14 protein-coding genes are annotated in these 14,200 nt (G+C 61.9%); 7 read left to right on the forward strand and 7 right to left on the reverse strand.

Going from position 1 to position 14,200, the window contains the following annotated elements; all coding sequences use genetic code 11:
• Positions 1-2 precede the first annotated feature (2 nt).
• Positions 3-1,016, reverse strand: a complete 1,014-nt coding sequence (locus AC1Q6X_RS15220) for a zinc-binding alcohol dehydrogenase family protein (protein ID WP_492497722.1) — start codon at positions 1,014-1,016, stop codon at positions 3-5.
• A gap of 226 nt (positions 1,017-1,242) precedes the next feature.
• Between AC1Q6X_RS15220 and AC1Q6X_RS15225 the strand changes: the two genes are divergently transcribed.
• Complete coding sequence (locus AC1Q6X_RS15225; RefSeq protein ID WP_492497723.1) at positions 1,243-2,157, forward strand: LysR family transcriptional regulator; 915 nt, start codon at positions 1,243-1,245, stop codon at positions 2,155-2,157.
• 44 nt (positions 2,158-2,201) lie between these two features.
• On the opposite strand, the gene AC1Q6X_RS15230 is transcribed toward AC1Q6X_RS15225, so the two are convergent.
• Positions 2,202-2,579, reverse strand: a complete 378-nt coding sequence (locus AC1Q6X_RS15230; protein WP_492497724.1) for a c-type cytochrome — start codon at positions 2,577-2,579, stop codon at positions 2,202-2,204.
• A gap of 250 nt (positions 2,580-2,829) precedes the next feature.
• Here AC1Q6X_RS15230 and AC1Q6X_RS15235 point away from each other — a divergent pair, with 250 nt between their 5' ends.
• From AC1Q6X_RS15235 to AC1Q6X_RS15245, 3 genes are all read left to right on the forward strand, one after another.
• Positions 2,830-4,377 carry a DUF1800 domain-containing protein gene (locus AC1Q6X_RS15235; protein ID WP_492497725.1) on the forward strand — a complete coding sequence of 516 codons (1,548 nt, stop codon included), beginning with the start codon at positions 2,830-2,832 and terminating at the stop codon, positions 4,375-4,377.
• 15 nt (positions 4,378-4,392) lie between these two features.
• Entirely contained in the window at positions 4,393-5,577 is a 1,185-nt protein-coding gene (locus AC1Q6X_RS15240; RefSeq protein ID WP_492497726.1) for a DUF1501 domain-containing protein, read from the forward strand.
• Positions 5,578-5,793: 216 nt separating this feature from the next.
• Positions 5,794-6,906 (forward strand): AI-2E family transporter, encoded by a 1,113-nt coding sequence (locus AC1Q6X_RS15245; RefSeq protein ID WP_070224896.1) that lies wholly within the window; start codon positions 5,794-5,796, stop codon positions 6,904-6,906.
• Between the two features lie 107 nt (positions 6,907-7,013).
• On the opposite strand, the gene AC1Q6X_RS15250 is transcribed toward AC1Q6X_RS15245, so the two are convergent.
• The gene (locus AC1Q6X_RS15250) at positions 7,014-7,238 is read right to left on the reverse strand and encodes a hypothetical protein (protein ID WP_010396348.1); all 225 of its coding nucleotides are present in this window, start codon (positions 7,236-7,238) and stop codon (positions 7,014-7,016) included.
• 147 nt (positions 7,239-7,385) lie between these two features.
• On the opposite strand from AC1Q6X_RS15250, the gene AC1Q6X_RS15255 reads away from it, so the two are divergent.
• From AC1Q6X_RS15255 to AC1Q6X_RS15265, 3 genes are read left to right on the forward strand one after another with little or no spacing between them, the layout of a single operon-like run.
• Entirely contained in the window at positions 7,386-8,126 is a 741-nt protein-coding gene (locus tag AC1Q6X_RS15255) for a phosphatase PAP2 family protein (RefSeq protein WP_492497727.1), read from the forward strand.
• 11 nt (positions 8,127-8,137) lie between these two features.
• On the forward strand, positions 8,138-9,046 hold the full coding sequence (locus AC1Q6X_RS15260; RefSeq protein ID WP_492419611.1) for a diacylglycerol/lipid kinase family protein: 909 nt from the start codon (positions 8,138-8,140) through the stop codon (positions 9,044-9,046).
• A 9-nt stretch (positions 9,047-9,055) separates the two neighbouring features.
• The gene (locus tag AC1Q6X_RS15265) at positions 9,056-9,874 is read left to right on the forward strand and encodes a metallophosphoesterase family protein (protein ID WP_492497728.1); all 819 of its coding nucleotides are present in this window, start codon (positions 9,056-9,058) and stop codon (positions 9,872-9,874) included.
• 15 nt (positions 9,875-9,889) lie between these two features.
• On the opposite strand, the gene AC1Q6X_RS15270 is transcribed toward AC1Q6X_RS15265, so the two are convergent.
• The 4 genes from AC1Q6X_RS15270 to AC1Q6X_RS15285 form a co-directional block, all read right to left on the reverse strand.
• Positions 9,890-10,180: a type II toxin-antitoxin system RelE/ParE family toxin gene (locus tag AC1Q6X_RS15270; protein ID WP_492497729.1), complete on the reverse strand. Its 291-nt coding sequence runs from the start codon at positions 10,178-10,180 to the stop codon at positions 9,890-9,892.
• Positions 10,173-10,418, reverse strand: a complete 246-nt coding sequence (locus AC1Q6X_RS15275; RefSeq protein ID WP_070224900.1) for a type II toxin-antitoxin system ParD family antitoxin — start codon at positions 10,416-10,418, stop codon at positions 10,173-10,175. Before AC1Q6X_RS15275 ends, AC1Q6X_RS15270 begins: the two co-directional genes overlap by 8 nt.
• A gap of 96 nt (positions 10,419-10,514) precedes the next feature.
• On the reverse strand, positions 10,515-11,891 hold the full coding sequence (gene cls / locus AC1Q6X_RS15280; RefSeq protein ID WP_492497730.1) for a cardiolipin synthase: 1,377 nt from the start codon (positions 11,889-11,891) through the stop codon (positions 10,515-10,517).
• Between the two features lie 11 nt (positions 11,892-11,902).
• On the reverse strand, positions 11,903-14,014 hold the full coding sequence (locus AC1Q6X_RS15285) for a site-specific recombinase (protein WP_070225020.1): 2,112 nt from the start codon (positions 14,012-14,014) through the stop codon (positions 11,903-11,905).
• Between the last annotated feature and the right edge of the window lie 186 nt (positions 14,015-14,200).

Raw genomic sequence — 14,200 nt, forward strand, 5'->3', positions numbered from 1 at the left:
GTTTAGAACCCTTCAAGGACGATCTTGCCTTTGGCCGTATTGCTTTCCAGCAGGGCATGCGCGCGCTTCAGATTTGCCGCGTTGATCGTGCCGAAGCGCTCGGCCACGGTGGTCTTGATGATACCGGCGTCCACCAGCTGCGCCAGTTCCTCGAGCAAGGCGTGCTGCTGGACCATGTCCGCCGTCTGGAACAGCGAACGGGTAAACATCAGTTCCCAGTGCAAGGACACGCTCTTGCCCTTGAACTTGCGCACGTCGATGTGCTCGGGGTCGTCGATCAGGGCGAATTTGCCCTGCGGCGCGATCAGTTCGACGATCTGCTCGAAATGCTTGTCCGTCTGGTTCAGGCTGATCACGTAATCGACGGGCGGCAAGCCCAGGCGCGTGATTTCGGCGGCCAGCGGCAGGCTGTGGTCGATCACGTGGTGGGCGCCCAGTTGCTTGACCCAATCGGCCGTTTCCGCGCGCGAGGCCGTGCCGATGATGGTGACGCCCGTCAACTGCCGCGCCAGTTGCACCAGCACGGAGCCGACGCCGCCGGCCGCGCCGATCACGAGCAGCGACTTGCCGGTCAGATTCTTGTCGCGGCTGATCTGCAGGCGGTCGAACAGCAATTCCCACGCCGTGATCGCCGTGAGCGGCAGGGCGGCGGCCGGGGCGAAATCGAGGCTGGCCGGCATGTGGCCCACGATGCGCTCGTCGACTAATTGAAATTCGCTGTTGCTGCCGGGGCGGTTGATGGCGCCCGCGTACCAGACCTTGTCGCCCACCTGGAACAGGGTGACGTCGGGGCCGACGGCCGTGACGACGCCGGCCGCATCCCAGCCCAGCACTTCCGGCTGGCCGTCTTTCGGCGCGCGGTTCTGGCGCACCTTGGTGTCGACGGGATTGACGGAAATGGCCTTGACGGCGACGAGCAGGTCGCGCCCGGTGGCGGCGGGAACGGGCAGCTCGATGTCGAGCAGGGCGTCGGCATCCGTGATGGGCAGGCTGTGGTGGTAGGCGATGGCTTTCATATTCTTCCTTTGGTAAAACAGTGATGGAGTCGGGTAGGTCGGATTAGCGCGGCTGTACCGCGCGTAATCCGACACCACCATCGGCCACGCCAACAATGTTGTCGGATTACGGTCCTTTGGACCTCATCCGACCTACGCCATACAGGCTTGATGACGTATCATGGCCATTTTCACGCCGCGGTAAAAGAGGGCGCGTACCGAAACACTTTCAAAGGAATGCTGAAAATTGCTGCGACTCGATGACTTGCAAGTGTTTGTCCGCACGGCTGACCGGGGCAGTTTGTCGGCGGCCGCGCGCGAGATCGGCATCTCGCCTGCGCTGGCCAGCGCCGCCGTCAAGCGCCTGGAGGGGGAATTGGGCTTGCGCCTGCTGGCCCGCACGACCCGTTCGCTGAGCTTGACGCCGGAAGGCACGCAATATCTCGAGCATGCGCGCGAAGCCCTGCGCCTGCTGCGCGCGGGCCATGACGCACTGCTGGCCGGCAAGGACAGTTTCGGCGGAACCTTGAAAATTGCCATGCCTTCCGACCTGGGCCGCAACCTGATGCTGGACTGGCTGGACGCATTCCAGGCGCGCCATCCGAAACTGCACTACCAGCTCAGCGTCAGCGACCGGGTGGCCGACATGGTGCGTCAGCAAGTCGACGTGGCCATCCGCTATGGCCAGCAAGACGATTCGAGCATGGTCGCCATGCCCATCGCGCCCGCCAACGACAGGGTGCTGGTGGCCTCGCCCGGCTACCTGCGCGAGCATGGCCCCTTGCTGGCGCTGCAAGACTTGTCGCAACGCAATTGCCTGCGCTTCGCGCTGGAAGACGGCTTGCACGACCGCTGGACCTTTTACCGCTTGCCCCAGCGCGAGCAAGTCACCGTGCAGGTGAGCGGCAACCGCAGCGCCGACGACGCCGACCTCGTGCGCCGCTGGGCCGTGGCGGGCCTGGGCATCGCCTACAAATCGCGGCTCGACGTGGCTGGCGACCTGGCCACCGGCCGCCTGCAAGCGCTGTTGCCCGACGTGGCGGGCGAGGCGACGCCCCTGCACCTGGTCTGCACGCACCGGGCGCAAGTGACGCCGCTGGTGCTGCAGTTGCGCGACTTCCTGCGGGATCAGTGCGTGGAGTTATTCAAACAGCATGATTGATTTCGGAGTATTCCTGCGCGAGGTGTACTCCGCTGATTTCAAGATCAGCGGTTTTTGAAAATCACATCACTCATGTATTGATTCAAATCGCGAAAATCCTTTACCCGCCAGGCGTATGGCGCGATCTTGACGCCATTCTCTTTCAAGGTCTTTGGAATCAAATCGCCATTCGGGCGCAGTATGACGGACGATACGATCACGCCCGGATAATCCTTCAGGCGTTTTTTAAAAGCGGCCGTTGTCAGATCCGGTGTAGAGGGATTGCTTTTATTCGCCAATGGCCCGGTTCCCTTGATCTCTGCTCCGTGGCACACGGCACATCGCTGCACATACAGGGTTTTTCCATTCAGATTCTCGGCGAAGGATAAGGGCGTTTGAATGAACGATAAGATTCCCAATGCGGCGATAAATAATATTTTCATTTCTTTTTAATGTGGACGTATTGTATGGATAATGTCTGGTTTAAGAGAAAATACGCAGCTGCCATTGCAGTACGCCATTCTCTCGATAACATTTTATCCGAGATTGTTCATTGCTAACGTACCCGCGCCCGCGCGCGATCGGCTGGCGAACACGCCCGCTTGATTACAACTCGTTGCAAATGGCAATCATGCGCGGGTCAACCTGGGCGTACCCTCAGGCATTCTGGTTGAAACCGCTTGAAAGATTGCCATGAGCCCGAACCGATTATTGCCGACGACCTTGATATCCCTGCTGTTGCTGGCCGGCTGTGCCGCGACGGCGCCGCCGGCCGCGCAGCATGCCGTCGCCGCGCCCGACAATGCCGCGCAAGGCATCGCGATGCTCGAGCGCGTCAGCTGGGGCGTGAACGGCGGCAGCGTGCGCCAGTTGCAAAAGGAAGGCTGGAACGCCTGGCTGCAGGCGCAGTTACACCCAGGCAAAACGAGCCTGCCGCCCGCCGTGCAGGCGCAGATCGACGCCATGACCATCAGCCAGGTGCCGCTCGACCAGCTCGTCATGTCCGTGGAGCAAAAGCGCAAGGAGTCGGCCGGCGTCATGGACGACATGGCGAAGCAGCAAGCGCAAAAGGAGTACCAGCAGGAACTGAACCGCCTGGCGCGCGAGGCGGCCACGCGCTCGCTGTTGCTGGACGTGTATTCGCCGAACCAGCTGCAGCAGCAGCTGAGCTGGTTCTGGCTCAACCATTTCAGCGTGCACCAGGGCAAGCACAACTTGCGCGCCATGGTCGGCGATTACGAGGCGAACGCCATCGCGCCGCATGCCCTGGGGAAATTCCGCGACTTGCTGGGCGCGACCGTCCACCACCCGGCCATGCTGCGCTACCTCGATAATGAAGCCAATGCCGTCAAGCGCATCAATGAAAACTATGCGCGCGAGCTGATGGAGCTGCATACCCTGGGCGTGAACGGGGGCTATAGCCAGACCGACGTGCAGGAACTGGCGCGTATCCTCACCGGCGTGGGCGTCAACCTGGGCACGGATACGCCGAAGGTGAAACCGGCGCTGCAATCGCAATACGTGCGCCGGGGCCTGTTCGAATTCAATCCGAACCGCCACGATTACGGCGATAAGCAATTCCTCGGGCAAACGGTGAAGGGGCGGGGACTGGCCGAACTCGATGAAGCGCTGGACCGCCTGAGCCGCAGTCCCGCCACCGCGCGCTTTATCAGCGGCAAGCTGGCCCAGTATTTCGTGGGAGATAACCCTCCCGAAGCGCTGGTGGCGCGCATGGCGGCCACCTTCCAGCACAGCGACGGCATGATCGCCGACGTGTTGCAGACCATGTTCAGCAGTCCCGAGTTCAGGCAGTCGCTGGGCAAGAAATTCAAGGATCCCATGCATTATGTGGTGTCGGCCGTGCGCCTCAGCTATGACGACAAGCCCATCCTGAACGCCGGTCCCATGCTGAGCTGGCTCGCGCGCATGGGACAGCCCCTGTACGGGCGCCAGACGCCGGACGGCTATCCGCTCACGGATGCGTCCTGGGCCAGCCCCGGCCAGATGACGACGCGTTTCGATATCGCCCGCACCATCGGTTCGGGCAGCGCCGGCCTGTTCAAGACGGACGGCCCGCAGCCACAGGAAAAGGTCGCGTTTCCCCAGCTGGCCAGCGCCCTGTATTACCAGTCGCTACAGCCGACCTTGAGTCCCGCCACGCGCCAGGCCCTGGAACAGGCCGCCTCGCCGCAGGAGTGGAATACATTTCTGCTCTCTTCGCCGGAAATGATGCACCGCTAGATTGAAAGGATCGCCATGAACCGTCGTGACCTGTTGAAAGCCCTGGCCGCCGCGCCCCTGTTGTCGCACGCGGGCGGCTTGCTGGCCGCGCCCGCCACGAATGCGAAGCTGCTGTTCGTCTTCCTGCGCGGCGGCTATGACGCGAACAACCTGCTGGTGCCCATCGGCAGCGATTTTTACTATGCATCGCGGCCGAATATCGCCATCGCGAAACCGGGTGCGGACAACGGCGCGCTGGCCTTGAATAGCGATTGGGCCCTGCATCCGGCCTTGCGCGAGACCATCTATCCCATGTTCACGGGCGGCGAGGCGGCCTTCATTCCGTTTGCCGGCACGACGGATTTGACGCGCAGCCATTTCGAGACGCAGGACAGCATCGAACTGGGACAGGAACTGGGCGGGCGCCGCGATTTCCGTTCTGGCTTTTTGAACCGGCTCGCGCAAAGCCTCAACAGCGGCAAGCACGCCATTTCCTTCACGGACCAGCTGCCCCTGATCTTCCAGGGCGGCGTGCAAGTGCCGAACATGGGGCTGCGCTCCGTGGGCAAGTCCGGTATCGATGCGCGTCAAAGCCAGCTCATCGCGGCGATGTACAAGGGCACGCCTCTGCAGCAACCGGTCAGCGCGGGCTTTGCCGTGCGCGAGGACGTGAGCCGGGAATTGACGGGAGAAATGCAGGCGGCCAACCGCAACGCCATCAGTACCAAGGGCTTTGAACTGGAAGCGCAGCGCATCGCGCGCTTGATGAAGGACAAATACAACCTTGGTTTCGTCGACGTGGGCGGCTGGGATACGCACGTGGGGCAGGGCGGCGCGAATGGCTACCTGGCGGGGCGCTTCGACGAACTGGGCCGGGGCCTGGCCGCGTTTTCGCAGGAAATGGGCAGCGAATGGCGCAATACCGTCGTCGTCGTCGTCAGCGAATTTGGCCGCACCTTCCGCGAAAACGGCAACCGCGGCACGGACCATGGCCACGGCAGCGTGTTCTGGGTGCTCGGCGGCGGCATCAAGGGCAAGCAGGTGGCGGGTGAGCAAGTGGCGATGTCGCAGGCGACGCTGTTCCAGAACCGCGACATGCCCGTGTTCAATGAATACCGCGCCGTGCTGGGCGGCTTGCTGCGCCGCACCTTCGGTTTGACGCCGGCGCAACTCGAGCACGTGTTTGCCGGCGTCAAACCGGTGGAGCTGGGCCTCGTATAAATCGCCATGGCTCCGTGTTACGCTACGCCTGCGCAACTGGCGCGTAGCCTAGCACCTATCAAAACCTACTGCGCGTCGTAATTTGCGGCCTGCGATGCTCACTGTACCTTCGTACAGTTGCGCTTCTCAGCCACAACTTCCTTCCGCTCGCTACGGTTTTGTTAGGCGCTATAAGCCCGTACACCTTTAAAGTGTGCGGGGCACGAATGGAGTGGTATGACCGATACCCAGCGCGACATCGTCAGCGCAGGCTTTTCCCTGGCCCTGATCGCCGTGACGGCCTTCGTCATGCAGCGTTTCTTTTTGCCGCTCGTGTGGGCCGGCATCCTGTGCGTGGCCACCTGGCCCCTGTACCTGCGCGTGCGCGCGGCGCTGGGCCAGCGCACCATCATCGCGGCCGCCGTGCTGACCCTGGCGTTCGCCTGCATCTTTATCATCCCCGTGCTGTTCGGCGTGGCGCAGGCGGCGCGCGAAGTGCCCGTGCTGGCCAATTTCGTCGTCCATGCGAATACGGACGGCTTGCCCGTGCCGGACTGGGTGGCGCATATTCCGCTGGCCGGCAGCGCCATCGGCGACTGGTGGCAAGCCACCCTGAGCCAGCCCCACGGCCTCGGTCACTTCTTTGCGGGCAGCGCCGTGGGCGGTTTTCATTCCGCGCGCGACATGCTCAAGGTGCTGGGCGCGGACGTCTTCCACCGCCTGGTCGATTTCGGCCTGGCCTTTCTATGCCTGTTTTTCTTTTACAAGGATGGCGAAGCGCTGACGCGCCAGATCACGGCCGTCGGCAGCCATTTTTTGCGTCCTGAACGCTGGGGCCGCTATGCGCAAAAGATCCCCACGGCCATCCGCGCCACCGTCAATGGCCTGGTGCTCGTGGGCCTGGCCGAAGGCGTGCTGATCGGCTTCGCCTATGCGATTGCCGGCTTGCCGTCGCCGGCCCTGTGGGCGTTCGCCACCGGTATTTTGGCCATCATCCCGTTCGGCGCGCCGCTCGCTTACCTGTGCGCGGCCGCTTTGCTGGTGTTCCAGGGCAATGTAGGCGCCGCCATCGGCGTGGCCGCATGGGGCACCGTGGTGCTGTTCGTGGCCGATCACTTCGTGCGTCCCGGCATGATCGGCAATGCTACCCGCTTGCCTTTCCTGGCCGTGCTGTTCGGCATTTTGGGCGGCGTGGAAACCCTGGGCCTCGTGGGCCTGTTCATCGGCCCCGTCGTGATGGTGCTGTTCGTGACCTTGTGGTACGAGGCGAATGTGTTCGACAAGGCGGCGCCTGTCAAGACAAGCGCGAATACACCTGCCAGCCCGGCCGCACAGGAACGCACGCAGTAATGAGGGGTCGGCCAGCGTTGCCGCTGGCCGGTACTGGCGCGCTCCCGGCGTGGCCGGGCGGAGCAGACTTCAAAACAGAGTGCAAGCACCTTGTTTTAAAGTCATTCTTAATGCGCCTTGGATAAAATGAGGAGCCAACGGCGCATCAGCAGCACTTCAACATAGCCCGGCTCGATGCCCGTACCGCACTCGATCAAGGGATTGACGGTGTAGTAGCGCTTGCGGAAGTCGCGGCAGACGAGGATTTCGCGCTTGCCCATGCGGACGAGGAAAGAGCTTGGGGCGTATTCCAGGCCGAACCGTGAGCCAAAACCGCTATTCAATGTTGCCATGACAATTCCTTTGAGGGAGATGTGTTGAACGAGTCATCAGAATAGCATAACTACTGTATGAATACACAGCTACTGTATGAATAAACAGTATTTTTTTGCTGGTGTGGTTTTTTTGATCATCGCCAGGAACAAGAAAGAGAGATCAGTTTGCAAGAGAAAAATGACATGGGCGTGACCATGAAACTGCGCCGCTTCGTCGAGGCGCGCCTGTCGCCCGAAGGCGAGCTGGGCCTGCATATGACGGTCGGCGTGGCCTTGATGCTGGTGGCCATCGTGGTCTTCCACGAGATCGCCGAAGCCGTGATGGGCATGGAGCAGATCACCGTGATCGACCTGCAGGTGGCGCAGTGGTTCAACCGGCATGCCGTGCCGTGGATCACCAGCGTGCTGCTGGTCGTCACGCATATGCATGGCGTGATCGGCGCCATCACCCTGGCCGTCTTGCTGGGCTGGTATCTGCACCGCAAGGGCGCTGACTATTGGCTGTTTACCCTGGTCATCACCATGCCGGGCGTCATGTTTTTGAACCTGCTGTTAAAGTACATTTTTGTGCGCGCGCGGCCCAGCTTTGACGAGCCCATCCTGCAGACGGCCTTGAGCACGTACAGCTTTCCCAGCGGCCATACGGCCACCTCGACAGCCCTGTATGGCTTGCTGGCCGCCTACCTGATTTGCCAGACGGCGCCGGGCGCCTGGGGCAAGCGCATCGGTATCGCGCTGGGCGCATTCCTGATGGCGTCGCTCGTGGGCTTCAGCCGCATTTATTTGGGCGCACATTACCTGAGCGATGTGCTGGCGGCCATGGCGGAAAGCTATGGCTGGCTGGCCATCTGTATCGCCGGCGTGTCGACCCTGCGCCGCCGCCGGCACATCCGGCAAACCACATAAGGGGAACGATCCTGAGCAAAATCGCCGTCATCATCAACGCGGGCGCCGGCTGCGGCTATGCGCCGGACTGGGCGCAGCAGCTCGAAGCGCAATTCCTGGCCGTGGGCCTCGACGCCGCCATCACCCTGGCGCAAAGCGGGGCCGAGATGATCGCCACGGCCGAGCAAGCCCTGCGCGATGGCGCGCCCATCGTCGTGGCCGGGGGCGGCGACGGCACCATCAATGCCGTCGCGTCCGTCGTCGTCGGCAGCGGCACGCCGTTTGGCGTCTTGCCGCTGGGCACCTTGAACCACTTCGCCAAGGATTTGAATATCCCGCTTGACCTCGATGCGGCGATTGCCAACGTGGCGCAGGGCGTGCCGCACCAGGTCGACGTGGGGGAAGTCAATGGCCGCATCTTCCTGAACAATTCCAGCCTGGGCCTGTATCCCGATATCGTGCGCGACCGCGAAAAGCAGCAGCGGCGGCTGGGACGGGGCAAGTGGCTGGCCTTCAGCTGGGCGCTGGTGGCCGCCTTGCGCCGCTATCCCTTTCTCAGCGTGCAATTGAAACTCAACGACGCCGTGCATGCGCGGCGCACGCCCTTCGTCTTCATCGGCAATAATGAATACCGGATGGAAGGCTTGAATATCGGCGAGCGCGAACGCCTCAACGGTGGCCAGCTGAGCCTGTACGTGGCGCAGCGTCCGGGCCGCCTGGGCCTCGTACGCCTGGCCCTGCACGCGCTGTTCGGCAAGTTGTCGCAGGCCAAGGATTTCGATGTGCTGACGGCCACCGACCTGGAAATCGCCACGAAACACCGCCGCCTGCGCGTGGCTACCGATGGCGAAGTGACCGTCATGAATACGCCGCTGCGCTACCGCATCCGCACGGCCGCGCTCGAAGTGATAGTGCCGGCGTCCGTGCCCGCCGCCAGCTAGGAGAACGCCATGCGTACCATCGTGCATTTATCGGATTTGCATTTCGGCCGGGTCGACGGGGATTTGCTGGCGCCCTTGCGCGCGCTGGTCGAGCGCCTGGAACCGGATGTGGTGGTGGTCTCCGGCGACCTCACGCAGCGCGCCCGCAGCGTGCAATTCCAGCAGGCGCGGCACTTTCTCGACAGCTTGCCGGGGCCGCAGATCGTGGTGCCGGGCAACCATGACGTGCCCCTGTATAACGTCTTTTCCCGCTTCCTGACGCCGCTGGTGAAGTACCGGCGCCACGTGACGGACGATTTGTCGCCCGAATATGTGGACGAGGAAATTGCCGTGCTGGGTATCAACACGGCCCGTTCATTGACGTTCAAGGATGGCCGCATCAGCCACGAGCAGATCGATTTCCTGCGTGAACGCCTGGGCCGCTTGCCGCCCGGTTTGACGCGCATCATCGTCACGCACCATCCATTCGACTTGCCCGAGCACTTCGATGAAGACGATCTGGTGGACCGCGCGCCGCAGGCGCTGCAAATGTTTTCCGAATGCGGCGTGGATTTATTGCTGGCGGGACACTTGCATGCCAGCGTGGCGGGCAACACGGCCGAGCGCTACAAGATCGCCGGCTACGCGGCCCTGATGGTGCAGGCGGGCACGGCCACGTCCACGCGGGGCAGGGGCGAGTCGAACTCCTTCAATGTGCTGCGCGTGGAAAACAGTTGTATCCGGGTCGAGCGCTACAGCTGGAATGAAGACCGCGCCGAGTTTGAAAAGGTCAGTACGGAAGCGTTCGAACGCCAGGGCGGCGTGTGGGCCAGCTTGCGACCGCTGTGATCGATGATGTTTTAATTACAGATGGCGTGCCGCATCCATGCGGTCATGCAAAATGCGGACGATGGCAATGCCATAGTGAGTGATGCGGAAATAAATCATGTGCCGTCCCACTTTGCGGCGCCGGTAGCCGGGCCGAATCTGCTCGCATGCCGGTGCCGTCTCGGGCGCGCGTGCCAGGTCATCGAAGGCTGCCGTCATGTTGTCAAGATAAAGACTGGCCTGCTGCACACCCCACCGCTGCGACGTATACGCCCAGATCGCCTCAAGATCATGCTCGGCGGCGGGCGTCAGCCGGTATTCAGCCATGCGCTGCCAGCATTCTCTGCTTGAAAGCCCTGGCGTCGAAAGGCTGGGGTTCACCGCTGGCCTCGCCTTCCACCAGCGCCGCGCGGATCGCATCGAGTTCGGCGCTGCGTTCCTGTTCACGCCGGATCAGGTCGCGGATGTATTCGCTGTCGTTCGTATAGCGCCCGGCGTCAATTTGCGCCTTGATCCAGTCGTCCTGCTGGTCCGTCAAGGTAATGGTCTTGCGCACGGTTCCCATGGTGGTTCACTCCAGATATGAGCAGTACGACGATCGTCATACTATTGGTGCAATATAGTGCATATTTGTGCAAATATCCAGTCGCCTCATCCGTGCTTATAACCAGTAATTCATGAAACGGGCCGCCCATTCCTTCATGCGGTCGGAGATGGGCCGGGTTTCCCATTTCGCCTTGGTGATCTCTTCCGAGTCGCGCAAGTCTTCCTGGAAGGCGTTTTCCATTTCCCTGCCGAAGCTGTCGCCCAGCACGATCACGTTCAGCTCGCTGTTGTGCAGGAAGCTGCGCATGTCGATGTTGGTCGAGCCCACCGTCGACCAGGCGCCGTCGATGACGGCCGTCTTGGCGTGCAGCACGGCCAGTTTCAAGTGAAAAATGCGGATGCCGCCGGCCAGCAGCTGGTCGTACAGCGCGTGTCCCGCATGGAACACGAGGCCGCTGTCGGACACGCCGGGCAGCACCACGGTGACGTCTACGCCCCGCTTGGCGGCCGCGACCAGCGCGTCGACCGTCTGCTGGTCGGGCACGAAATAGGCGGACGTGATGTGGATCGATTTCTTTGCTTCCTGGATGGCAAGGATGTAGGCCTTGTAGATTTCAAAGCCGCCTTCCGGCTCGCTGGCCACCACGCGCACCAGCTTGTCGCCCACTTCGGACAGCACGGGGAAATAATTGGCGTCAGGCAAGTCTGCCTGGTCTTGCTGGGCCCAGGTGCGGATGAACAGCCACTGGAAGGCGGCCACGGCCGGGCCTTCCACTTTCACGTGCGTGTCGCGCCAGCCCACGTCCTTCTTGTCGGTGGGCTTCGATTTCGAGCGGAACAGCGAGCTTTTCGCATAGGTATCGCTGATATTGATGCCGCCCGTAAACGCTGTCTTGCCGTCGACGATCAGCACCTTGCGGTGGTCGCGGTTGTTGATCTTCCAGTCGTCGCCCTTGAGCTTGGCCGGATTGACGGGGTTGAAGGCCACCAGGCGCACGCCGGCCGCGCGCATGCGCTCAAAAAACGCTTGCGGCACGCCGATGGTGCCCACGCTGTCGTAGATGACGTTGACCGTCACGCCCGATTGCTGCTTTTCGATCAGCATGTCGGCAAACTTCAGGCCCAGCGGGTCCTGGTCGAAGATATACGTTTCCAGGTTGATGCTGGTCTTGGCGTCGCTGATGGCCTCGAACATGGCGGCCATGGTTTGCGGGCCGTCAAACAGCAGGGTTACCTTGTTGCCCTTGATCAGAGGCACGCCGGTGGCCGCCTCTTCCAGCGCGGCCTGGGTCTTCAAGTCCATGCCGGACTTGGCCCAGCGCTTGTTGAGCAGGGCGGCCCGGCTGTTGACGTTCAGCACGGCGCCCTTGCCCGTGATCACCTTGGGCTTGGCCACGGGTTCGAGGGTGGTGTTGAGGTTCTTGACATTGGGCAGCGAAGCGCATGCAGCCAGGGTCCAGCACAGCAGGAGGGCGGTGAGACAGGGTTGCATGCGCCTAGCGGTCATTTTTGAGCCTTGTTTGTCAGTGACAGGTTTGCCGTATCATCGGCCAGCGCCAGTGGCGGCGGGTTTTTCGAACCAAAGAAGAAGACGATGGGCGAACGCAGGAAACGCTTGCCCAGGATTTTCAACAATTGCATGCCGTGCTTGAAGCGCACCTGGCGCGAACGCAGGGCTACCCACAGGGCCAGGCCGAAGCTGACCAGCAGGTTGGCCGTGCCGATGGCGAAGATGCCCGACAGCGACTTGACGGCCAGTTGCCAGCTCATGTTGTGGTCGAGTCCCACCAGGGCTGTTGCAAAGTTGGCGGCCGAGAAGGTGATGTGGCGGATATCGATGGGCAGGCCGATCAAAAAGCCGAGGGTGCCGATGGAGCCCAGCAGAATACCGAAATAGAAGTTACCCATCAGGCCGCCCAGGTTGTTTTCCAGGTACAGGCCCAGCCGCTGCAAGCGCTCCTGGCCGATCACCCGGCCCAGGCCGCGCAATTGCGCGATGCGCTGCGCCCAGCGCGTGTACAGGGCCTGGTTATCGTAGTAGCCGGAAATCAGGCCCGCCACGAACAGGCACACGCCCGCGATCATGGCGTAGAAGATGGCGGGGCTGCCGATGGGATCGATATCGTGCAGCAGATGCATGGCTTTTTCCGGCGATACCAGGTTGTGCCCCGTGATCGCCTTGTAGCCGAGCGCGATCAGCCACGCCGTGGGGATGGCCGTCGCCAGGTTGCCCAGCACGGCCATGTTTTGCGTGCGGAAGACCTTGTTGATCAGTTCCGCCATGCTGTCGAGGTCGATATTCCGGCCATCCTTGCTGTGCAGGCCGGCGGCGATGCGTGAGGCCGTCATGGCCGGTTGCTTGGTGGCCACCGTGAAGTGCAGCAAGTGGATGAACATGAAGCCGATCGAGTAATTCATGCTGAACATGAACGCTTCGACCAGCGGCGCCGAGCGCAAATACGACATCAATATCTTGAACAGGGCCATGAAGCCGATGATCACGCCCGCGCCTGCGGACGAGAGGAACATGGCACCCATTTCGCGGCGGTTTTCCGCGATGTAGTGCTCGCCCGTGCGGCTGGCGTTTTCCGTCACATTGCGCGCCAGCAAGTTGATATTGTCGGAAAACAGGTCGCTGACCTTGTATTTGTGGTTATGCGCGCGTATCAGTTCCAGCGCCAGCCCCACGGCGCCTGCGCGGCGGCGGCTGACGGGCTGCGGGTGCAGCAAGTCCTGCGTGGCGTCGACCGTGATGGCGTCGATATCCACGTTGTTTGACGCGGGCAGCTCGCCGCTCGTGTCGACGAGGAACAGCAGCTTGCGCAGGCGGTCGATGCTCTGCGCCAGCGCCACCAGTAAATACGTGAGGGGAATGCTGGTGCCCTGGTACAGCGCCTTCTTGCGGATCTTGGCGATGACGGCGTCGCACTGGTCCAGCATCACCAGCAAATGGCGCGCGTCCTCGATGTGCTCGATGTCGCCCTGCAGCAGGCTCGAGTAGGCATCCAGGTAGGCGTTCACTTCCGTGTTCTGCACCATGAACGGCGACTGGAACACTTCGATTTCATTGTGGAAACGCGTCAGTTCCGGTTCCAGGCCCATGGCGCAGACGCGGTAGGACAGGGTGCGGATGGCGTCTAGCATCCCTGGCAACATGATATTGCCGTCGCCGACGGCCAGTTCGACCTCGTCGCTGGTGAGCACATCGAACAGTTCCAGCCAGTCCGTGGCGGGCACGTTGCTGATCCACAAATAATCGGTCTTCAGGTACAGCACCTGGTCGAGCGCGTCGTTCAGGTATTCATCGCCAAGGGCGGGCGGCAGCATGCGGTAGGCGATGCGGCGTTTTAATTCTGTAAAGAAGCCGCTATTCGACAGTACGCCGATGTCCGTGTACAGGCTGGCGTGGCGGCGTGCGGCCAGCACGCGCAGCACGTATTCGTGCAGGGCGCGCGCCTGGGCGGGGTTACCTTTGAGAAGCTGGCGCAGGGTGCGCACGTTGGCGATCGCGGTAGCGCTGTCGTGGGGGCGCTTGGGACGCAATGAGTTGAATAATTCCACCAGCAAGTCGATATTGCTGGAGTTGGGGTCAATGCGTTCGAGGATAGCTAGCATGCAGAAAAAACGGGCGAGCCGCTGTCGGTAAAACCAGTAGTGTACCGCCTGCGTCAGATCGCGCAACGTTCGCCACCGAACATTGCTTTACGGCAGGGCCTGCAATTCACGCCATTTTGCCGCATATTGCCACAATCATGGTCAATCTTGCGTGTTGTCAGTGTGCGACGTGTTTCTTGGGACTAA

The organism is Janthinobacterium sp. GW823-FHT06H09, from assembly GCF_058794735.1.